The 19,890-nt window shown below is 55.5% G+C and carries 16 protein-coding genes and 2 tRNA genes; 15 read left to right on the forward strand and 3 right to left on the reverse strand.

The annotated features are described in order from the left end of the window. Positions 1–12 precede the first annotated feature (12 nt). The 6 genes from QC816_RS12715 (at position 13) to QC816_RS12740 (ending at position 6,143) form a co-directional block, all read left to right on the forward strand. Positions 13–1,011: a TRAP transporter substrate-binding protein gene (locus tag QC816_RS12715; protein WP_085917357.1), complete on the forward strand. Its 999-nt coding sequence runs from the start codon at positions 13–15 to the stop codon at positions 1,009–1,011. A 59-nt stretch (positions 1,012–1,070) separates the two neighbouring features. After that, on the forward strand, positions 1,071–1,634 hold the full coding sequence (locus QC816_RS12720; protein ID WP_085917358.1) for a TRAP transporter small permease: 564 nt from the start codon (positions 1,071–1,073) through the stop codon (positions 1,632–1,634). Continuing rightward, entirely contained in the window at positions 1,631–2,908 is a 1,278-nt protein-coding gene (locus QC816_RS12725) for a TRAP transporter large permease (RefSeq protein ID WP_085917359.1), read from the forward strand. Before QC816_RS12720 ends, QC816_RS12725 begins: the two co-directional genes overlap by 4 nt. 49 nt (positions 2,909–2,957) lie before the next feature. Next, a complete protein-coding gene (locus QC816_RS12730) occupies positions 2,958–4,418 on the forward strand; it encodes an aldehyde dehydrogenase family protein (RefSeq protein ID WP_309782663.1) in 1,461 nt (486 codons plus the stop codon). Between the two features lie 30 nt (positions 4,419–4,448). Then, the gene (locus tag QC816_RS12735) at positions 4,449–5,324 is read left to right on the forward strand and encodes an NAD(P)-dependent oxidoreductase (protein WP_309782665.1); all 876 of its coding nucleotides are present in this window, start codon (positions 4,449–4,451) and stop codon (positions 5,322–5,324) included. Between the two features lie 198 nt (positions 5,325–5,522). Beyond that, positions 5,523–6,143: a hypothetical protein gene (locus QC816_RS12740; protein WP_085917362.1), complete on the forward strand. Its 621-nt coding sequence runs from the start codon at positions 5,523–5,525 to the stop codon at positions 6,141–6,143. 8 nt (positions 6,144–6,151) lie between these two features. Here QC816_RS12740 and QC816_RS12745 read toward each other — a convergent pair whose 3' ends face one another. Further along, complete coding sequence (locus tag QC816_RS12745) at positions 6,152–6,676, reverse strand: helix-turn-helix domain-containing protein (RefSeq protein WP_085917363.1); 525 nt, start codon at positions 6,674–6,676, stop codon at positions 6,152–6,154. Positions 6,677–6,953: 277 nt separating this feature from the next. Here QC816_RS12745 and gltX point away from each other — a divergent pair, with 277 nt between their 5' ends. The 3 genes from gltX (at position 6,954) to QC816_RS12760 (ending at position 8,714) form a co-directional block, all read left to right on the forward strand. Further along, positions 6,954–8,432 (forward strand): glutamate--tRNA ligase, encoded by a 1,479-nt coding sequence (gltX, locus tag QC816_RS12750; protein ID WP_309782670.1) that lies wholly within the window; start codon positions 6,954–6,956, stop codon positions 8,430–8,432. A 94-nt stretch (positions 8,433–8,526) separates the two neighbouring features. Further along, positions 8,527–8,602: transfer RNA gene (locus tag QC816_RS12755), tRNA-Ala, on the forward strand. Positions 8,603–8,638: 36 nt separating this feature from the next. Continuing rightward, a tRNA-Glu gene (locus QC816_RS12760) sits at positions 8,639–8,714 on the forward strand. A 385-nt stretch (positions 8,715–9,099) separates the two neighbouring features. Here the strand turns inward: QC816_RS12760 and QC816_RS12765 are convergent. Both QC816_RS12765 and gltA read right to left on the reverse strand, forming a co-directional pair. Next, entirely contained in the window at positions 9,100–9,981 is an 882-nt protein-coding gene (locus tag QC816_RS12765) for an NAD(P)-dependent oxidoreductase (protein WP_264827655.1), read from the reverse strand. A gap of 103 nt (positions 9,982–10,084) precedes the next feature. Next, complete coding sequence (gene gltA, locus QC816_RS12770) at positions 10,085–11,371, reverse strand: citrate synthase (RefSeq protein ID WP_085917366.1); 1,287 nt, start codon at positions 11,369–11,371, stop codon at positions 10,085–10,087. 487 nt (positions 11,372–11,858) lie between these two features. On the opposite strand from gltA, the gene sdhC reads away from it, so the two are divergent. The 6 genes from sdhC to odhB all read left to right on the forward strand — a co-directional run bounded on the left by sdhC (position 11,859) and on the right by odhB (position 19,878). Further along, on the forward strand, positions 11,859–12,236 hold the full coding sequence (sdhC, locus tag QC816_RS12775; RefSeq protein WP_085917367.1) for a succinate dehydrogenase, cytochrome b556 subunit: 378 nt from the start codon (positions 11,859–11,861) through the stop codon (positions 12,234–12,236). Then, positions 12,230–12,577, forward strand: coding sequence for a succinate dehydrogenase, hydrophobic membrane anchor protein (sdhD, locus tag QC816_RS12780; protein WP_085917368.1), 348 nt, complete (start codon positions 12,230–12,232; stop codon positions 12,575–12,577). The genes sdhC and sdhD overlap by 7 nt, the downstream gene beginning before the upstream one ends. Before the next feature lie 3 nt (positions 12,578–12,580). After that, entirely contained in the window at positions 12,581–14,353 is a 1,773-nt protein-coding gene (sdhA, locus tag QC816_RS12785) for a succinate dehydrogenase flavoprotein subunit (protein ID WP_085917369.1), read from the forward strand. Between the two features lie 24 nt (positions 14,354–14,377). Continuing rightward, entirely contained in the window at positions 14,378–15,088 is a 711-nt protein-coding gene (locus tag QC816_RS12790; RefSeq protein ID WP_066317198.1) for a succinate dehydrogenase iron-sulfur subunit, read from the forward strand. 324 nt (positions 15,089–15,412) lie between these two features. Continuing rightward, positions 15,413–18,244: a 2-oxoglutarate dehydrogenase E1 component gene (locus QC816_RS12795; protein WP_085917370.1), complete on the forward strand. Its 2,832-nt coding sequence runs from the start codon at positions 15,413–15,415 to the stop codon at positions 18,242–18,244. Positions 18,245–18,282: 38 nt separating this feature from the next. Then, a complete protein-coding gene (odhB, locus tag QC816_RS12800) occupies positions 18,283–19,878 on the forward strand; it encodes a 2-oxoglutarate dehydrogenase complex dihydrolipoyllysine-residue succinyltransferase (protein WP_085917371.1) in 1,596 nt (531 codons plus the stop codon). Positions 19,879–19,890 lie beyond the last annotated feature (12 nt).

Here is a 19,890-nt window from a genome sequence, read left to right on the forward strand (position 1 = left end):
GAGGGAATCAAGATGACTAAGAACTTTGCTCGTCACTCGCTCGTGGCCGCTATCGCTGCCATCACTACTACTGGCGTTGCACTTCAGGCCCACGCGGCGACGGAAGTCAACCTGGGCCATACCCTGTCTTCCTCGTCGCATTACTCGGTGGGCGCAGATGCCTTCAAGGAGACGCTGGAAGAGCTATCCGATGGGGCCTATACCGTGAACGAACATCCGTCGGGTTCCCTGGGCGGTGAGCGGGAAATGATTGAAGGCTTGCAGATCGGCACGGTCGACTTTGTGATTACTTCAACGGGTCCGTTGGGTAACTTCGTGCCGGAAACCTACGTGCTCGACTTGCCATTCCTATTTGAAGACTACGAAGAAGCGCGCTGCGTACTGGACAGTGATCTTGGTGATGAGCTTCTCGCCAAAATGAGTGATCACAATCTAGTGGGCCTGGCCTGGTCGGAAAATGGCTTCCGACACATGACCAACAGCCAGCGTGAGATCGCCACGCCTGAAGATGCAGAAGGTTTACGCGTTCGCACAATGGAAAATTCGGTGCACCAGGAAGCGTTTCGGCAAATGGGCGCACGTCCGACCCCCATGGCATTCCCTGAACTTTTCACGGCGCTACAACAAGGGACCGTGGATGGTCAGGAAAACCCGATCACTGTGATTGTCGCCACTAACTTCTGGGAAGTGCAGGACTACCTTTCGTTAACCGGACATGTCTATTCACCGGCTGTTGTGCTGGGGTCGCCGATTTTCATGGATGGTTTGAGCGAGGAGGAGCGTGGCTGGTTTGAGCAGGCAGCACAAGCCTCTGCTGAAGCAACCCGTGAAGAAGTTTCACGCCTGGAGCGTGAAGGCGTAGCACTGCTCGAAGAGAAAGGCATGACGGTCAAAACGGATATTGATGTTGCGCCTTTCCAGGAAGCGGTGAAGCCAGCTTACGAGATATTTACCTCTGAGTACGGCAACGAAATGCTTGAGCGCGTTCAGGAAAAAGCCAGCGATTGCTGAGCACTTCCTCCACTTCGGCCTCCAGTCTTCTGGAGGCCGTTTCTGCACGGTGACCCTTTATGCTAGCGGTATTTCTTCGTCTGGAAAGCCACTTAACACGCTTAGCCCTGCTCATTGCAGTAGTGATGCTAGCCATATCAGTGACGCTAAGTTTTTACCAAGTCCTCACTCGCTTTGTTTTTAATGCGCCTTCTACCTGGTCTGAAGTCGCCTCGCGCACGGCGATGATCTGGTGTGTGTTCATGGCCGCGGCGGCTACCTTTCGGGGTGGTTACATGATGGCGGTAGAGGTCATTTATAAACTCGTTCCAACGCGTTTTATGAAGCTACTGGAAATCGTCATTGTGGTGTGTTGCCTATTGGTGCTTGGCGTGCTGATTCATTACGGGATACAGATGACCATGCGGGTAAGTAGCCAGACCATGTCGGGCATGAATATATCGATGTCATGGGCGTATGCGGCGATTCCCATGGGGTCATGTTTTGCGATCGTTGCCGCCGTTGCAAGGTTGTTGGCGCAGTTAAATGATCGAGAGCAGGTGGGTCCGGAAAATAGCGAGACGTTACCAGAGGCAGAGCTGCCTCAAGAGGGCGACTTGCCAAAAGGAGGATCTCAGCCATGAACATGGTGATTGGTCTGTCCTTGATCATTCTATTTACGGTCGGTGTGCCGATTGCTATTTCCATCATTCTGGCATCGATTATCGGCATTGAGTTCTTCACTCGGTTGCCATTACTGCTGGTGCCTCAGCAGATGTTTATCGGCATTGATAAGTTCCCATTAATGGCCATTCCTTTCTTTATTCTCGCCGGTAACCTGATGGCGGCAGGCGGGATATCTCAACGCCTGGTGGATCTGGCCAAGTCCATCGTAGGGAGGGTGCAGGGCGGTCTGGCGATGTCCTGTGTACTGACATGCATGATGTTTGCAGCGGTCTCAGGGTCAAGTGTGGCCACGACCTTTGCGATCGGTGCCATTTTGATTCCCGCCATGGTGAAACATGGCTATCCCAGGCCGTTGGCGGCCTCCATTCAGGCCACGTCTGCGGAGCTAGGGGTGCTTATTCCGCCGTCGATTCCGTTGATTTTGTATGGTGTGAGTACCGATACGTCCATTGGGCAGCTATTTCTTGCAGGCGTGGGGCCAGGCATATTGATTGGCAGCGCGCTGATCATCTTTCTTTATCTTTTCTGTAAGGTGCGGGGCTTTGGTAAAGAAGATTATAAAGACAGCACCGGCTTTATGGTCTCGGTCAAGCGTGCGTGGGTGGCAATGCTCATGCCAGTGGTCGTCATCGGGGGGATTTACGGTGGTGTGTTCACGCCTACCGAAGCATCAGCTGTGGCGGTATTTTTTGCCCTCATCGTCGGTGGCTTCTACTACCGTGAATTAAAAATAGACGATATTTTGCCGATTTTTCGCCAAAGCGTGATCTCTACCGCCGCCGTCATGCTGATCATTGCGGCGGCCTCGCTATTTAGTTTTCTTCTCAGCCGCACGGGACTCCCCGCGCAAATCGCCACCCTGGTGACCAACACGATCAATGACCCCATGATGTTCCTGCTGGTGGTCAATGGGTTGCTGTTAGTCGTCGGTATGTTTATTGAAACGTCCGCTGCCATTCTGGTGCTGGCCCCCATCTTGACCCCGATCGCGATGCAGTTCGGCATTCATCCCGTTCATTTTGGCCTTGTGATGGTGGTTAATCTGGCCCTTGGCATGATTACACCGCCGTTGGGCGTGAATCTCTTTGCAGCTTGTGCGGTGGCCAAGATATCGATCGATCAGATGCTGCCCTGGTTGGTTCGTTTTGTACTGGTGATCTTGGCGTGTTTGATGGCGATTACCTATATGCCGTGGATTTCGCTTGGGTTGGTGGATTTTCTTTATGGTTAGGTGAGTGGCTTTGAAGTGAATCAAACAAGGACAATAACAGGAGTATTTCATGTTGAAGACGACGGACTTTCCGCCACAACAGGCCCTCATTGGTGGTGATTGGGTGAATTCAGCCACCACGCTGGAGGTAGAGGCACCTGCCACGGGGGAGCCATTGACACGCATTGCGCGCTGTCAGCCAGACCATGTAGATGCCGCGGTAAAGGCAGCGCAGCAGTCTTTTTCCGGCCAGTCAGGTGAATGGGCCAGTTGGTCCGCCCGCCAACGCAGTGAATGGTTACTTCGTTTCGCCGATACTATCGAAGGGCATCAGGAACAGCTGGCGCAGCTTGAGTGTGCCGACACCGGTAAGCCCATGGCACAGGCCAAGGGCGATATTGCTGCCTGCGCCCGCTATTTTCGCTTCTACGGTGGTGCGGCTGACAAGCTGCATGGTGAAACCATTCCTTTTGAAACCGATTTCGCCGTGATGACGCTGCGCGAGCCTTACGGTGTTTGCGCCCAGATTATCCCCTGGAACTACCCGTCACAGATTTTTGGACGCTGTGTGGCGGCAGCGTTGGCGGCTGGAAATACGATTGTGCTCAAACCGGCGGAAGACGCCTGTTTAAGCGTTCTACGCTTGGCGGAACTGGCCGTGGATCATGGTTTACCCGCCGGTGCGCTTAACGTGGTGCCAGGGCTTGGCTCTGAGGCGGGGGCTGCGTTGGCGTCACACCCTGATATTGATCATCTCTCTTTTACGGGGTCGCCTGAAACGGGTACGCACGTCGCCCAAGCGGCCGCGCAGCATCATGTTCCTGTGACATTGGAGTTGGGGGGCAAATCGCCTCAATTGGTGTTTGCGGATGCGGATCTCGATGCGGCGCTTCCCGCCGTCATCAAAGGGATTATTCAAAACGCTGGGCAGACGTGTTCAGCGGGCAGCCGCCTCCTGGTTCAGCGCGAGATCGCCGATAGCGTCGTCGCGAATCTTTGTGAGCGCTTCGCTGTCCTGCGCTGTGATGCAGGTGAAGCGGATGCTGACTGTGGCCCGCTGATCAATGCGCGTCAGAAAGCCAAGCTGGAAGAACGTCTGGCCGCCGCCAAAGCGGATGGCATCCGCGTGGCGGCAATGGGGCAGTTGGCACCCAATGCACCCACTGGCGGTCATTTCGTACTTCCTCAACTGCTTACGGATATCCCCAAAGGGCATGAAGTGCTTCACGAGGAGTTGTTTGGCCCTGTGCTGGTGGTGCAGGTGTTTGAAGATGAAGCAGAAGCTCTCGCATTGGCCAACGCCACGGATTTTGGCCTGTGCGCCGGTATATGGACCCGCGATGGTGGTCGCCAGCTACGCCTGGCCAAAGGCATTCGCAGCGGCCAGGTATTCGTCAATAACTACGGAGCTGCCGGGGGCGTGGAGCTTCCTTTCGGTGGCGTTGGCCGCTCTGGCCATGGCAGGGAGAAAGGCTTTGAGGGCTTGCGCAGCTATACACGGATCAAGATCGTCGCGATCAAGCACAACTAGGATGTCAGCAATATAAATGGAGCGATAACAATGACAACATCTCGACAGGTAGGCATTGTCGGTGTGGGCCTGATGGGCCATGGTATTGCCAATAGCCTGCTGCGTGCAGGCCATGAGGTCAGCTTTCTTGAACATCCAGGCAATCAGCCTGTGGATGATCTCATGGCAGCCGGCGCCACCCCACTGAGTTCGGGCCGGGAAGTAGCACAAAATGCAGAGGTGGTGATTTTATGCGTCACCGGATCGCCGCAAGTAGAAGCGGTGCTCTTTGAACCCAACGGCGTTCTGGAAGGCTTAAAGCCCGGTAGTGTCGTCGTCGACTGTTCTACCGCACTACCCAGTTCGACAGAAACAGTGGCAGCCAGGGTGGTGGCGGCAGGTGGCCGGTTTATGGATGCGGCGATGACGCGCACCCCTAAAGAAGCGGAAGAGGGGCGGCTTAATCTGATTGTCGGCGCCCCGACGGCGTTATTCGATGAAACCCTGCCACTACTGCAGGGGTTTGCCGAAAACATTGCCCATGCTGGGGACGTAGGCGCCGGGCATACGCTAAAGCTACTGCATAACTTTGTGTCGTTGGGCTTTTCGGCGGTGCTGGCCGAGGCCACGGCTGCTTCTCGCAAGGCGGGTATTAGCGACAGCGCGCTGTTGGAAGTGCTGGGAACGGGTGGCGGAGGAGGCGTTGTACTGGAGCGACTGCGCCCTTATATCGTTGGCAATGACCCCTCGGGTTTCAAGTTCACCGTTGCCAATGCCACTAAAGACCTGGGTTACTATCACACCATGACCAACGAACTGGGGGTGGAGCGTGGCGTTGCCGAGGCAGTTCATGCCCTTTATACGTCTATCGACGACACGACAGCGGCTGTGCCGGAGGTGATCGGTGTTCTGGAGAAGCGAACTTAGCCTGATTATGCGGAAAGCTCCGCCCCGTCGGGCGGAGGCATCCAAAAATAGCAGATGCTGTCCATATGGTTTGAATGCATGCGTTGAAAAGGGTGGCCTGCAGGGTTAGAGCAATCCTTTCCTCAATCAGTGGCTTATTTCTCTGTGTATGTGGCAGGGGAGTGATAAGCTGGCGGTTATGGTGGTCGAGGAGCGGATATGCATCAGATGAAAACAGGTTTCAGGCTAACGTTGGTTGGCATCATGTTATCCACCATGACACTGCTTGTTGGCTGTGGTGGCGGGGATGAGCAGGCTGCGGACGAACAGGCGCGCGAGACGGCAGAAACGATTGCCCAAGAAGAAGCCGCGAGTCGTGAAGCCCAGGCGCAGAGCGAGAAGACTGAGGAAGTTGAGCCGTTGGACGTTCGAATCCTCGTCTCGGCGTCGATCGGCTCAGATCGTCGCTTGCAGGTAGAAGGTGAAACCAACCTGCCCGATGGCGCTCAGTTGCAAGTGATTGTCGAGCGCGAACTGAGCCGCGTGCGGTGGCGCGAGCGAGTCGATGTTGAGCAAGGGCAGTTTGTCGCTGGGCCGTTCGGCCCTGGTAGTGGTCTGCCGGACGGTGGCTATAGCGTCAGCGTGGAGCTGTCCGAAGCCACCGTTCAACCCGAATCTGTGCAGCAACGCATCGGTGAAAAAGGCGAGTACCTGACGGGTGAATTGATTACTCAATCCCGCCATGGCCTAGGCCAGATTGCCACTTACACCACACGCTTTATGGTCGGCAACCAGCCCAGACAGTCACGGGGTGACGCAGAGTTACTCCAGACGCCTTGAAATACTCGTCAGGCGGAGCGCCAGTGCGCTAACAGTACAGCTTGAATAGAGGCGTCGCTGGTCGCTTTGCTTAACTGTTTAAAGTGAAGCTTGCCGTCCTGCTCCACCAGGTATAGGCCGGTCTTGTGGAAGACATGGGTTGGGCCCAGCAGGAGTAAATCGCCCGGTTTGGCAGGTGTAAAGTCGCTACCCGGCTCTGGTGTCACCATGATGCAAGGGGCTTTCCAGTTGGCCTTGAGCGGTAAGTGATCGGGCACGGTCATGGCCGTTGACTGCACCTGCTCCCACGGTAGCGGTCCTTCGTGACTTAACGTCAACAAGAGTGGAGCGCTGTCACCCTCAAGCAATGTGGCGAGCGAGCAATCCAGAGATTCGGCGAGTGCCACCAGGCGCTCATGGCCGATTTGCTTGATGGCTCCGGACTCCCAATAAGAAATGGTGACATCCGATACGCCAACTTTACGTGCAAGGGCAGCTTTGTTGAGCTTGGCCCTAAGCCGCAGTTGCTTGATACGTGAGCCTAGCGATTCCATTTCGTTTTCCCGTCGATGAGCAGCGTCGCTCGTTTAAAAATGTCCATCAAACCGATGGCGTTAAAATAGATTCTCTGCTGAAAACAGGGCCTGAATTCAGGTGGTCCGCACCACGACATACTAAGCGATTGTGCAATAACGCGCATTTTTTTCCAGACAACGTTTATTTAACCCACATGTGACGCTTTCTGACGGGAGTCGTTCCCTACGCGATGGTGTTGGTTAAGCACTGGGTGCGTATAATATCGCCACGCTTTATTGCCAAAAGGACGCTCCAATGACCGTACGTACCCGAATTGCGCCATCGCCGACGGGAGATCCCCATGTTGGTACGGCGTATATTGCGCTGTTTAACCTATGTTTCGCACGTCAGCACGGCGGCCAGTTTATCCTGCGCATCGAAGACACCGACCGGGTGCGCTCCACACCAGAATCGGAACAGATGATTCTGGATTCGCTGCGCTGGTTGGGTCTTGAGTGGGATGAAGGTCCGGATGTGGGAGGGCCGCATGGTCCGTATCGGCAAAGCGAGCGTGGCGATATTTACGCACAATATGCCCAGCAACTGCTGGATGACGGGCACGCGTTCAAGTGCTATCGCACCAGCGAAGAACTGGATGAGCTGCGCGAGGCACGTAAGGCTGCCGGCATGCAGTTAGCATTAAAGCCTGCCGATCTGGCTTTGGATGAAGCTGAAGCGGCGCGTCGGGCGGCAGAAGGCTGGCCCTTTGTGGTGCGTATGCAGGTGCCAAACGACGGCGTGTGCGTGGTGGGTGACATGCTGCGTGGCAACATTGAAGTGGACTGGGCACAGGTAGACGCGCAGATTCTGCTCAAATCGGATGGCATGCCCACTTACCATCTGGCCAATGTGGTGGACGACCATTTGATGGGCATTACCCATGTGCTGCGGGGTGAGGAGTGGATCAATTCTGCCCCCAAACACCAGCTGCTTTACGAGTACTTCGGTTGGGAGATGCCGCAGCTTTGCCACATGCCGCTGTTGCGTAACCCGGATAAGTCGAAGCTTTCAAAGCGCAAGAATCCGACCTCGATTAATTACTACCGCCGCATGGGGTTTCTACCCCAGGCTGTGACCAACTACCTGGGTCGAATGGGTTGGTCGATGCCCGACGAGCGCGAAAAGTTCAGCCTTGTGGAAATGATGGAAGCCTTCGATGTTCAGCGTGTCTCCTTGGGCGGGCCGGTGTTCGATCTGGAAAAGCTGACCTGGCTGAACGGGGTTTACATCCGCGAAGACCTTGATGACGACGGGTTACTGATGGCACTGCGTGAGTGGGCCTTTAATGAAGACTACGTAAAGCAGATCCTGCCGCAGATTCGCCCGCGTATCGAAACCCTTGCCCAGGCGACGCCATTGGCAGGGCACTTCTTCTCCGGCTTGCCCGATCTGAAAGAGCAGGACTTCGACAGCGTCAAGCTGGAAAAAGACGATTTGGTCAAGCTGCTGCAATTCCTGGTCTGGCGTTTTGAAGTGGTGCCAGCGTGGCATAAAGAGGCCCTGCTTGAAGAAGTCAAGACATTGGCCGGGCACTTTGATCTGAAAATGAAGGCTTTCCTGGCACCTGTGTTCATCGCCATTACCGGTAGTAGTACAAGTACATCGGTGATGGATGCGATGGCGATTCTAGGTTCAGACGTGACGCGGGCAAGGCTCCGCCATGCGATCGAGGTGCTTGGCGGCGTTTCCAAGAAGCAGGCCAAGCGTCTTGAGAAAGAGTTTCGCGATCTATAAGAACCGCCCATTATAATAGCCCAAACATTTTGGTATTTTCTTGGTTGACGAAGGCGAGCGTAATCAGTAATATACGCCCGTCTTCGCGACACGTGGGGCCTTAGCTCAGCTGGGAGAGCGCAACACTGGCAGTGTTGAGGTCAGCGGTTCGATCCCGCTAGGCTCCACCAATATTGACTTCGTCATACGCGAAGTGCGCTTGATACGTCCCATTCGTCTAGTGGTCCAGGACACCGCCCTTTCACGGCGGTAACAGGGGTTCGAACCCCCTATGGGACGCCACCATGTTTCTGCATTATCCCTTCCTTACTGGTAGCGCTATAAAGCCCATTTGATGTGCTTACCCATGTCTATGCCTCGCTGTTTTATAACCCTCATTATGTGCTGAAAATACGCTGATTCAGGGTATTTTGTACTTGACTTGTCCACTTTTGCGTTTTTGTGAAACAGGTTGTGCACAACCCCGCGATGCGAGTGCGCTAAATCATTGTTTTATTATTATTTGTTTAAAAACAGTAACTTGCGCAAGGTTAAAAAATGACCAATTTAAGACGTCCCCGCTAATCATGGCGATTGTGGGACGTTTTCTAGTGGTTGTGAACAGGGTTATCCACAGATAGTGTGGAAAACCCTGGCGAGGTTAGCAGAGGGGTGAAAAGTCAAGCATCTATTGCACTTTGCGCAGCCGTTTTAGCAGCGATGAGGTATCCCAGCGGCCGCCGCCGAGTCGTTGCACATCGGCATAAAATTGATCCACCAGGGCAGTCACTGGCAAGGTGGCGTCAAAGTGGCGCGCTTGGGATAAACAGATAGCAAGGTCCTTGCGCATCCAGTCCACTGCGAAGCCATGTTCGTATTCGTCGGCAATCATCGTTTTGTGGCGATTCTCCATTTGCCATGAGCCCGCGGCACCTTTGGATACCACATCGATGACCTGTTGCTGATCAAGGCCGGCCTGCTCTGCAAAATGCAAGCCCTCGGCCAGGCCCTGGACCAGCCCCGCGATGCAGATCTGGTTGACCATTTTGGTCAACTGCCCGCTGCTGGCATCGCCTACCAGTGTCACGGCGCGGGCGTAGTGATCAAGAACGGGCTCTACGATATCGAAGTGGGCTTGTTGGCCGCCGCACATGATGGTCAGCGCCCCCTTTTCTGCACCCTGCTGGCCGCCTGATACGGGGGCGTCGAGAAAGGCGATACCCTGTTGGCGGCAGGCGGTATCAAGCTCCAGGGCCAGGTCCGCCGATGCGGTGGTGTGATCAACCAGAAAGCTGCCGTCCGCCATGCCGTGGAGCACGCCGTTTTCCCCGGTTGTCACCTGTCTCACATCGTCATCGTTGCCGACGCAGACCAGGACGAGATCTGCGCCTTCGGCGGCTTCGCGAGGCGTGGCGTGGGCGCTGCCTCCGTATTCGCTTACCCAGGCGTCAGCTTTGCTGCTGGTGCGGTTGTAAACACGTGTGGTGAGCCCTTGTTTGGCAAGGTGCCCCGCCATGGGATAGCCCATAACGCCTAGACCGATAAATGCGACTGTCTTGATCGTAGCCATAAATCACCTGATTGTTGATGTGTTATGAATTAATGATGGCAGAAATACAAAAGGCCACCCTGGGGCGGCCTTTGTATGCTCATTTCACTCTGCGTAACGCGGCTTACTTTTTAGGGTAGTCGCGTTGCTCGTGGCCAACGTAAAGCTGGCGAGGACGACCGATCTTGTAGCTTTCGCTGAGCATCTCGTTCCAGTGCGAGATCCAGCCGATGGTGCGTGATACCGCAAAGATCACCGTGAACATGTTTCTCGGCACACCCATGGCCTTCAGGATGATGCCTGAATAGAAATCGACGTTCGGGTACAGCTTGCGCTCGATGAAGTAGTCATCTTCAAGGGCGATCTGCTCCAGGCGCTTGGCGATCTTGAGCTGCGGGTCATCTGCCATGCCCAGCTCGGCCAGTACTTCGTCGCAGGTCTCTTTCATGACCTTCGCACGCGGGTCGAAGTTGCGATAAACGCGGTGACCAAAGCCCATCAGCTTGAACGGGTCGTCTTTATCCTTGGCTTTATCAACAAAGCGCTGGATATTTTCTTCGGACTCGTCGCCGATTTCGTCGAGCATCGCCAGTACCGCTTCGTTGGCGCCGCCGTGCGCTGGTCCCCATAGAGCCGCAATGCCGGCACTGATGCAAGCAAAGGGGTTGGCGCCGGTTGAGCCTGCCAGGCGAACAGTGGAGGTAGACGCGTTTTGCTCGTGATCCGCATGCAGCATGAAGATGCGGTCCATGGCTTTAGCGTACACCGGGTTGATTTTGTACTCTTCGCAGGGGTTGCTGAACATCATGTAGAGGAAGTTCTCTGCATAGCTCAGCTCATTGCGTGGATAGTTGAACGGCTGACCGATGTTGTACTTGTACGACATCGCGGCGATCGTCGGCATCTTGGCGATCAAGCGAATAGCGCTAATCTCGCGGTCTTCTTCTTTGGTGATGTCCATGTGGTCGTGGTAGAAAGCCGCTAGACCGCCGACAACACCACACAGGATCGACATCGGGTGCGCGTCGCGACGAAACCCTTTAAAGAAGTTGTTGATCTGGTCGTGGACCATGGTGTGATTACGGATGCGCGACTCGAAATCTGCATACTGCTTGTCGTCAGGTAGGTCACCGAACAGCAGGGTGTAGCACATTTCAACGAAATTGGACTCTTTCGCCAGTTGGTCAATGGGATAGCCGCGGTGTAGCAACACGCCCTTGCCACCATCGATGTAGGTAATGGCAGACTGGCAGGAAGAGGTGGCCATGAAGCCTGGGTCGTAGGTAAACAGGCCCTCGGCACCCAGGGCGCGAACGTCGATAACGTCTGGGCCAAGTGAGCCGGAGTACATCGGTAGTTCGATCGTTTTATCTAGACCGTCTACCGTTAATGTTGCTTTCCTGTCAGCCATGCTGGCCTCCTTTCGAGTTCGGGTTGGGACGTAAAGTCGGTGCTGCGCATACCGCGCCGGCGAAAAGGCCTGCCCACTATAGAAGCGTGCGTCATTTTGTCAATTAGCCCTATCGCTAGGTATGCTTGTACAGTGTGTATTGTCTTGGTTAATAATTGTCCATGGTTGACGTGTCGCTTTGAGCGGAAAATGTTATCTCAGGGATAATACGTTAACCTGCTTACTAACGAGCTTGCTTACCGACACTATAGCGATGCTGCGATGCAAAATCGACTCACAATACGGAGTTTTTTCTTGCACAATGGTCGAGTAAAGCCTTAGTTCGGTTTGTCAGCGGGGGCTAAGCTTCTTATAATCTCTGGCGCACGACCGGTAGGTTGGTGGTCGTGCCAGACTTGGCAACGGCCGAGCCCCTTCCAGTAATCACTGCCCGCTCGGGCTATGCCCGACCTGTCGCAGAGCGGGCCAATAAGAGTGTGTATAAGCCGTGAATAGCAAACGACCCGTAAATTTAGACCTGACGACGATACACTTTCCACTCCCGGCATTGACGTCGATTGCACACCGCATCACCGGTGTCATCCTCTTTGTTGGCCTCATTTTCGCTTTCTGGGCACTCGGTAAATCGCTGTCTTCACCGGCAGGCTTTGATGCCGTTAGTAGTGCCCTGGCCAATAACTTTTTCGCCAAGTTCGTGGCTTGGGGCCTGTTATCGGCGCTGGCGTTTCATTTCGTCGCGGGCATTAAACACCTGCTGATGGATGTAAACATAGGCGTAACGCTCGAGGGCGGTGTGAAAAAAGCGCAAATCACGGTGGTGGTAAGCGCGATTCTGATTATTCTGGCAGGAGTCTGGGTATGGTAACCAACATCACAAGCTTTGGCCGTAGCGGCCTGTCCGACTGGCTGATGCAGCGTTTTTCAGCGGTGGTGCTGGCCATTTACACCGTTTTCATGGTGGCCTATCTGCTGTTCAACCCTGACCTGGATTACTACGCCTGGACGGCGCTGTTCGATCAGACCTGGATGCGGATTTTTTCCCTGCTGGCCTTTATCTCAGTAGCCGCGCACGCCTGGATAGGTCTGTGGACCGTGACGACCGACTATCTTAAATCCACCTTCGTTCGCGTAGGTGCCCAGTCTCTCATCATTCTGGCCATCTTTGTGTACCTGGTGTGGGGCATTCAAATTCTGTGGGGAGCTTGATACATGTCTAACCTACGTAGCCTGACCTTTGACGCCATTATCATCGGTGGCGGTGGCTCTGGCCTGCGCGCTGCTCTAGAGCTTGCGAAATCCGGTAAGAAGACAGCCGTATTGTCGAAAGTATTCCCGACGCGTTCCCACACTGTTTCTGCCCAGGGTGGAATTACCTGTGCTATCGCATCTTCCGACCCCGATGACGACTGGCGTTGGCACATGTATGACACCGTCAAGGGCGGCGACTATATCGCTGACCAGGATGCGTCGGAGTACATGTGTTCTGAGGGTCCGAAAGCGGTCTTTGAGCTTGAGCACATGGGCCTGCCGTTCTCGCGCTTCGATAATGGCCGCATCTATCAGCGCCCGTTCGGTGGTCAGTCGAAAAATTTCGGCGAAGGTGGCCAGGCGGCACGTACCTGCGCCGCGGCCGACCGTACCGGCCATGCGCTGTTGCATACGCTGTACCAGAACAACCTCAAGAACAACACAACGTTCTTGAACGAATGGTACGCGGTGGATCTGGTGAAAAATTCCGAGGGCGACGTAGTCGGTTGTATTGCCATGTGCATCGAAACCGGCGAAGTGGTCCACGTGAAGTCGAAAGCCACCGTACTGGCCACCGGCGGTGCAGGGCGTATCTACGCTTCGACCACCAACGCCCTGATCAACACCGGCGACGGTATCGGTATGGCGCTGCGCGCCGGCTTCCCGATGCAGGACATGGAAATGTGGCAATTCCACCCGACCGGTATTTACGGTGCGGGCACGCTGGTTACCGAAGGCTGTCGTGGTGAAGGTGGTTACCTGATCAACAAGGACGGCGAGCGCTTCATGGAGCGTTACGCGCCAAACGCCAAAGACCTGGCGGGCCGCGACGTCGTCGCGCGTTCCATGGTCATGGAAATCCTCGAAGGTCGTGGCTGTGGCGAGAACGGCGATCACGTCTTCCTGAAGCTTGATCACCTGGGTGAAGAGGTCCTTGGTAAGCGCCTGCCGGGTATCGTTGAGCTGTCCAAAACGTTTGCCCACGTCGATCCGGCGAAAGATCCGATTCCGGTCGTGCCGACCTGCCACTACATGATGGGCGGTATCCCGACCAACATTCATGGCCAGGCGATCACTCAAGACGAAAGCGGCAAAGACCACATCGTTAACGGCTTATACGCCTGCGGCGAAGCGGCGTGTGTATCGGTCCACGGGGCCAACCGTCTGGGCGGCAACTCACTGCTCGACCTGGTGGTCTTCGGCCGTGCTGCAGGCATGTTCATCGAGGGTGCGCTGAACGAAGGTATTGATTACCTGGATGCCTCTGAGTCTGATATTGCCTCGGCCATGAAGCGTATTACCCGCTGGAACGAATCAGAAGGTGGCGAGAGCATCCCCGCGCTGAAGGCGGAGCTTCAAGACATCATGCAGACCTCTTTCGGTGTTTTCCGCGAAGAGAAAAACATGCAGGAAGGTGTCAAGAAACTCGAGGAGCTACGCAGTCGGATTGCGAACGCCCATCTGCCTGACAAATCCAATGCGTTTAACACTGCGCGTGTTGAAGCCCTGGAACTCGATAACCTGATGGAAGTGGCCGAAGCGACGGCGATCGCGGCCCTTGAGCGTAAAGAAAGCCGTGGTGCGCACTCGCGCTACGACTACCCTGACCGTGATGATGTCAACTGGCTGAAGCACTCGCTCTACTTCCCGATGTCCAAAGAACTCAAGAAGCGCGACGTCAACTTCAAGCCGAAAACCGTTGATACGTTCGAACCCAAGGTTCGTACCTACTAATCTCTGCAACGAGAGGGAGTCACTATGTCCAATCTTCAGGTATCCATATACCGCTATAATCCGGAAACCGACTCCGCACCCTATATGCAGGAGTTTCAGGTCGATACCAAGGGTCGCGATGTAATGGTGCTGGATGTTCTTCACATGATGAAAGAACAGGACAGCGGTCTGGCATTTCGCCGTAGCTGCCGCGAAGGGGTGTGCGGCTCAGACGGCATGAACATGAACGGCAAGAATGGTCTGGCCTGCATTACGCCGTTGTCCGAGGTCGTGAAAGGCAACAAGCTGACCTTGCGTCCACTGCCTGGCTTGCCGGTCATCCGCGATATGGTCGTTGATATGGGGCTGTTCTATAAGCAGTACGAGCGTATTCAGCCGTACCTGCAGAACGATACCCCCGCACCGGCGATTGAGCGCCTGCAGTCCCCGGAAGAGCGCGACAAGCTGGACGGCCTTTATGAGTGCATTCTGTGCGCTTGCTGTTCAACCTCGTGCCCATCTTTCTGGTGGAACCCGGATAAATTTGTCGGCCCGGCAGGCCTGCTGCAGTCGTATCGCTTCCTTGCGGATTCGCGCGATACGGCGACCAGCGAGCGCTTGACCGATCTGGAAGATCCGTTTTCCGTGTTCCGCTGCCGCGGCATCATGAACTGTGTGGCGGTGTGCCCGAAAGGGCTGAACCCCACACGGGCGATTGGCAAGATTCGTGAGATGTTGCTGGCAGATGCCACGTAAAATAAGGGGCTTTTATGCATAAAAAGCGGATGCCACTTAAGTTGCGCACAAATGGCACTTAAATCGTGGCGCTTCGCTTGTTATCATAGTGCCTGTCATATGGTGCGGCGACGCGCCGCACCATATGACCAGTCAAGTTTAAAAGCCGGTGCCGTGAGTACCGGCTTTTGAGCATGAACTGATAAGAAATTGAGTTGAAAAGGGTTTCCGGCCGCTGGTCGGTACCGCCGGCAAATGTCCCGCCCCGCCGGCAGGGCAATACCGATGTCGCCGCGGTGACGCGACGATACCGATACCACCCCATCAGTGCAGGGTGACCGAGAAATGCAACAAGGCATAATGGAGTTGATGTGGCGTTCCTCTCACGTTAGTGGTGGCAACGCTCACTACGTGGAAGCGCTTTACGAGCAGTACCTCGCCGATTCTGAATCTGTCCCTGACGAGTGGCGCAACTATTTTGACCAGTTGCCTCGCCCGGAGGGCAGTGCCACCCACGATGTCCCGCTAAGCCCTATTCGTGATCAGTTCTATCAGTTGGGGCGTGAAAATCGTCCTGCCCGGGTAGCTGCCGCTGAAAGTGGCGAAAACAAGAAGCAGGTGAAAGTCCTGCAGCTGATCAACGCTTATCGCTTTCGAGGTCATCAAAAGGCCAATATCGACCCGCTTGGGCTGCGCAATCCCACCCCCGTTCCCGATCTCGACCTCTCTTTCCACCAGCTTTCAAAAGCTGATCTGGACACCGAGTTTCAGACTGGTTCTTTCTTTCTAGGTATCGACAAGGCGCCGTTGCGCGACATTGTCGATGCCCTTGATCGTACCTACTGTCGCTCGATTGGCTGCGAGATCATGCACATTGTCGATACCGAAGAAAAACGCTGGCTGCAGCGGCGTTTCGAATCGGTTCGCAGTGCGCCCAAATTCAGTGATGACGTGCGCAAGCACGTGCTGGAGCGCCTGACGGCGGCCGAAGGCCTGGAAAACTACCTGGCGTCCAAGTATCCGGGTACCAAGCGCTTCGGTCTGGAAGGCGGCGAAGCCTTTGTACCGATGATGGACGAACTTATCCAGCGGGCAGGCGGTTACGGCACTAAAGAAGTCGTCATTGGGATGGCTCACCGCGGTCGCCTCAACCTGCTGGTCAACATTCTGGGTAAAAACCCGGCTGACTTGATCGACGAGTTCGACGGCAAAAAAGTCATCGAGCGCGGTTCAGGCGACGTGAAATATCACCAGGGCTTTAGCTCGAACGTCATGTCACCAGGCGGCGAAGTCCATCTGGCCATGTCGTTCAACCCCTCGCATCTGGAAATCGTCGCACCCGTTGTCGAAGGCTCGGTACGTGCCCGCCAGGATCGTCGTAATGATGAAGAGGGCAGCAAAGTACTGCCCATCAATGTCCATGGTGATGCGGCCTTTGCGGGTCAGGGCGTGGTCATGGAGACGTTCCAGATGTCCCAGACCCGTGCCTACAAGACCGGCGGCACGGTTCACATCGTGATCAACAACCAGGTGGGCTTTACCACGTCGCACCCGCTGGATTCGCGTTCCACGGAATACTGTACTGATATCGCCAAGATGGTTCAGGCGCCGATTTTTCACGTTAACGGCGACGATGCGGACGCGGTACTCCACGCTACCCAGGTCGCTTTGGACTACCGGCAGGAGTTCAAGAAAGACGTGGTCATCGATCTTGTCTGCTACCGTCGGCGCGGCCACAACGAAGCCGACGAGCCGTCGGGTACCCAGCCGATGATGTACTCGAAGATCAAGGATCATCCTTCTTCGCGCACCTTGTATGCCAAACGTCTGGTCGAGCAGGGCGTATTGTCTGAAGAAGATGCCAAGGCGATGATCGAGACCTACCGCGATGACCTGGTGGCCGGTAACCACGTGGCCAATGCGCTGGTTCAGGAGCCTAACAAATCGTTGTTCGTCGACTGGACGCCTTACCTGGGCCATGAGTGGACCGGCAATGCCGATACCACCTTCGATATGAAGCGGCTGCAGCAACTGGCGGCGAAAATGTGCGAGATCCCGGATGGGGTTGATGTGCAGCGTCAGGTCGCCAAGATTTACGAAGATCGCCGCAAGATGCAGGCCGGCGGCATGGGGATTAACTGGGGGTTTGGCGAAACGTTGGCCTATGCCACCTTGATCGACCAGGGTCACCCGGTGCGTATTACCGGCCAGGATGTTGGTCGCGGCACTTTCTCCCACCGTCATGCGGTCGTGCACAACCAGAAAGATGGCACCACCTTTGTGCCGTTGCAGAATCTGTCAGACGGTCAGCCGCGCTTTACCATCCACGACTCCATCCTATCGGAAGAAGCCGTGTTGGCCTTTGAGTACGGTTATTCGACCACGGCCCCCAATGATCTGGTGATTTGGGAAGCCCAGTTCGGTGACTTCTTCAACGGCGCGCAAGTCGTGGTAGATCAGTTCATTTCCTCGGGTGAGACCAAGTGGGGCCGCTTATGCGGTTTAACCATGCTCCTGCCCCATGGTTATGAAGGTCAGGGGCCCGAGCACTCCTCCGCACGTCTGGAGCGTTTCCTGCAGATGTGTGCCGAGCACAATATGCAGGTGTGTGTGCCGACCACTCCCGCGCAGATTTATCACTTGCTGCGTCGCCAGGTGATTCGCCCGTTGCGCAAGCCGCTGGTGGTGATGTCACCCAAATCACTTCTGCGTCACAAGCAGGCGGTTTCCAGCCTCGAAGACCTGGCCCATGGCAAGTTCCATATGGTACTGGCCGACCAGGCCGAGCTGACGGCTGAGAAGGTGAAGCGTGTGATCCTGTGTGCGGGCAAGGTTTACTATGATCTTGTGAATTGGCGTGCAGAGAACGAGCGTCACGATACGGCGATCCTGCGCCTTGAGCAGCTCTACCCCTTCCCTAAAGAAGAGCTTCTTGAAGCCCTTCAGGCATATACCCAGTTGGAAGATATTGTCTGGTGCCAGGAAGAGCCGTTGAACCAGGGTGCCTGGTATTCCAGTCAGCACCATATGCGTTCCGTGGCCGACATGCTGAAAGATGGCCTGGGACGTGATCTGAAATTCGCAGGACGCCCGGCCTCTGCTGCTCCGGCAGCGGGTTATATGTCCGTCCATACTGAACAGCAGCGCCAGCTGGTGGAAGACGCGTTTAATCTTTAAGCGCCCACCGGATTTAGAGAACACATAAGGGAAACGACATGGCTACCGAGATCAAAGCGCCAACCTTTCCGGAATCTGTTGCCGAAGGCACTGTTGCCGCTTGGCATAAGAAGCCGGGTGACAGCGTTGAGCGTGACGAGCTGATTGTTGAGATTGAAACCGACAAAGTGGTGCTTGAAGTCGTCGCACCGGAAGCGGGTACCCTGACCGACGTGATGGCTGACGAAGGCGATACCGTCGAGTCCGAGCAGGTGCTGGGCAAAATCGGTGAAGGCGAAGCCTCTGGCGACAGTGGCCAGAAAGAAGCGAAATCGTCTGGCGATGAAAGCGCTGAAAAGTCGGCAGAAAAATCTGACGACGAGCAAGAAGCCAAGAAAGCCGACGGCAATAGCGGTGGTGGCAAGCAGCATGAGGTGAAAGCGCCTAGCTTCCCGGAGTCGGTACAGGAAGGTACGGTTGCGACCTGGCACAAGAAAGTCGGCGAAGCGGTCAAGCGCGATGAAGTGCTGGCGGATATCGAAACCGACAAGGTCGTGCTTGAAGTTGTTGCCCCGGCCGATGGTGCCCTGTCCGAGATCAAGGCCGAAGAAGGCAGCCAGGTTGAATCAGAAGCGGTACTGGCAACCTTCACCGAAGGGGCCGGTGGCGAAGGCAGCGGCGGCGATGATGCCAAGCCAGCGAAGGCCGAAAGTAGCGGTGACGATGGCGCCGATGAAAAAGTCGGCGACAAGATCCTCGCACCTGCCGCACGCAAGATGGTCGCGGAGCACGACCTGGACGTTGCCAAGATCGAAGGCACCGGGAAGGGCGGCCGCATTCTGAAAGAGGATGTGCAGAAAGCCGTTAAATCAGGCTCGGCCAAGAAAACGTCCGGCGGCGCTGCAGCGCCTAAAGGTGCTGCGGCAGCCGCCACTGCCCCCGCGGTAGAAGGTGAGCGCCCAGAAAAACGTGTGCCGATGAGCCGTCTGCGTCAAACCATCGCCAAGCGCCTGGTTGAGGCTCAGCAAACGGCTGCCATGCTGACCACTTACAACGAAGTGGACATGACAGCCGTGATGGAATTACGTGCTCAGTACAAGGACACCTTCCTCAAAGCACACGATACCAAGCTTGGCTTCATGGGCTTCTTCGTCAAGGCGGCTTCCGAAGCGCTCAAGCGCTTCCCGGACGTCAACGCCTCCATCGATGGCACCGACATCGTCTATCATGGCTACCAGGATATCGGCGTTGCCGTTTCGACTCCTCGCGGCCTGGTCGTTCCGGTGTTGCGCGATACCGACAGCATGAAAATCGCTGATGTCGAGAAGACAATCGTCGACTTCGGTAAGCGTGCCCGTGACGGTAAGCTCGGCATCGATGAAATGCAGGGCGGTACCTTTACGATCACCAACGGCGGTATCTTCGGCTCGCTGATGTCGACCCCGATTATCAATCCGCCGCAAACCGCCATCCTGGGGATGCACAAGATTCAGGAACGCCCCATGGCGGTCAATGGCAAGGTCGAGATTCGCCCGATGATGTACCTGGCGGTTTCCTATGATCACCGCATGATTGACGGCAAAGATGCCGTGCAATTCCTGGTGACCATGAAAGAGCTGCTGGAAGATCCCGCACGCCTGTTGCTGGACGTGTAAGGGTCATAACGA

Origin of the sequence: Vreelandella janggokensis, from assembly GCF_031451615.1 — a bacterium.
In the GTDB taxonomy this organism is placed as follows: Bacteria; Pseudomonadota; Gammaproteobacteria; order Pseudomonadales; family Halomonadaceae; genus Vreelandella; species Vreelandella janggokensis.

Excerpts from the sequence above, each read along its gene's own strand:
- gltX (WP_309782670.1), top strand. The coding sequence starts at position 6,954 with ATGACCGTACGTACCCGAATTGCGCCATCGCCGACGGGAGATCCCCAT.
- QC816_RS12765 (WP_264827655.1), bottom strand. The coding sequence starts at position 9,981 with ATGGCTACGATCAAGACAGTCGCATTTATCGGTCTAGGCGTTATGGGC.
- QC816_RS12715 (WP_085917357.1), top strand. The coding sequence starts at position 13 with ATGACTAAGAACTTTGCTCGTCACTCGCTCGTGGCCGCTATCGCTGCC.
- QC816_RS12740 (WP_085917362.1), top strand. The coding sequence starts at position 5,523 with ATGCATCAGATGAAAACAGGTTTCAGGCTAACGTTGGTTGGCATCATG.
- odhB (WP_085917371.1), top strand. The coding sequence starts at position 18,283 with ATGGCTACCGAGATCAAAGCGCCAACCTTTCCGGAATCTGTTGCCGAA.
- QC816_RS12790 (WP_066317198.1), top strand. The coding sequence starts at position 14,378 with ATGTCCAATCTTCAGGTATCCATATACCGCTATAATCCGGAAACCGAC.
- gltA (WP_085917366.1), bottom strand. The coding sequence starts at position 11,371 with ATGGCTGACAGGAAAGCAACATTAACGGTAGACGGTCTAGATAAAACG.
- QC816_RS12735 (WP_309782665.1), top strand. The coding sequence starts at position 4,449 with ATGACAACATCTCGACAGGTAGGCATTGTCGGTGTGGGCCTGATGGGC.
- QC816_RS12745 (WP_085917363.1), bottom strand. The coding sequence starts at position 6,676 with ATGGAATCGCTAGGCTCACGTATCAAGCAACTGCGGCTTAGGGCCAAG.
- sdhA (WP_085917369.1), top strand. The coding sequence starts at position 12,581 with ATGTCTAACCTACGTAGCCTGACCTTTGACGCCATTATCATCGGTGGC.
- QC816_RS12730 (WP_309782663.1), top strand. The coding sequence starts at position 2,958 with ATGTTGAAGACGACGGACTTTCCGCCACAACAGGCCCTCATTGGTGGT.
- QC816_RS12720 (WP_085917358.1), top strand. The coding sequence starts at position 1,071 with ATGCTAGCGGTATTTCTTCGTCTGGAAAGCCACTTAACACGCTTAGCC.
- sdhD (WP_085917368.1), top strand. The coding sequence starts at position 12,230 with ATGGTAACCAACATCACAAGCTTTGGCCGTAGCGGCCTGTCCGACTGG.
- QC816_RS12795 (WP_085917370.1), top strand. The coding sequence starts at position 15,413 with ATGCAACAAGGCATAATGGAGTTGATGTGGCGTTCCTCTCACGTTAGT.
- QC816_RS12725 (WP_085917359.1), top strand. The coding sequence starts at position 1,631 with ATGAACATGGTGATTGGTCTGTCCTTGATCATTCTATTTACGGTCGGT.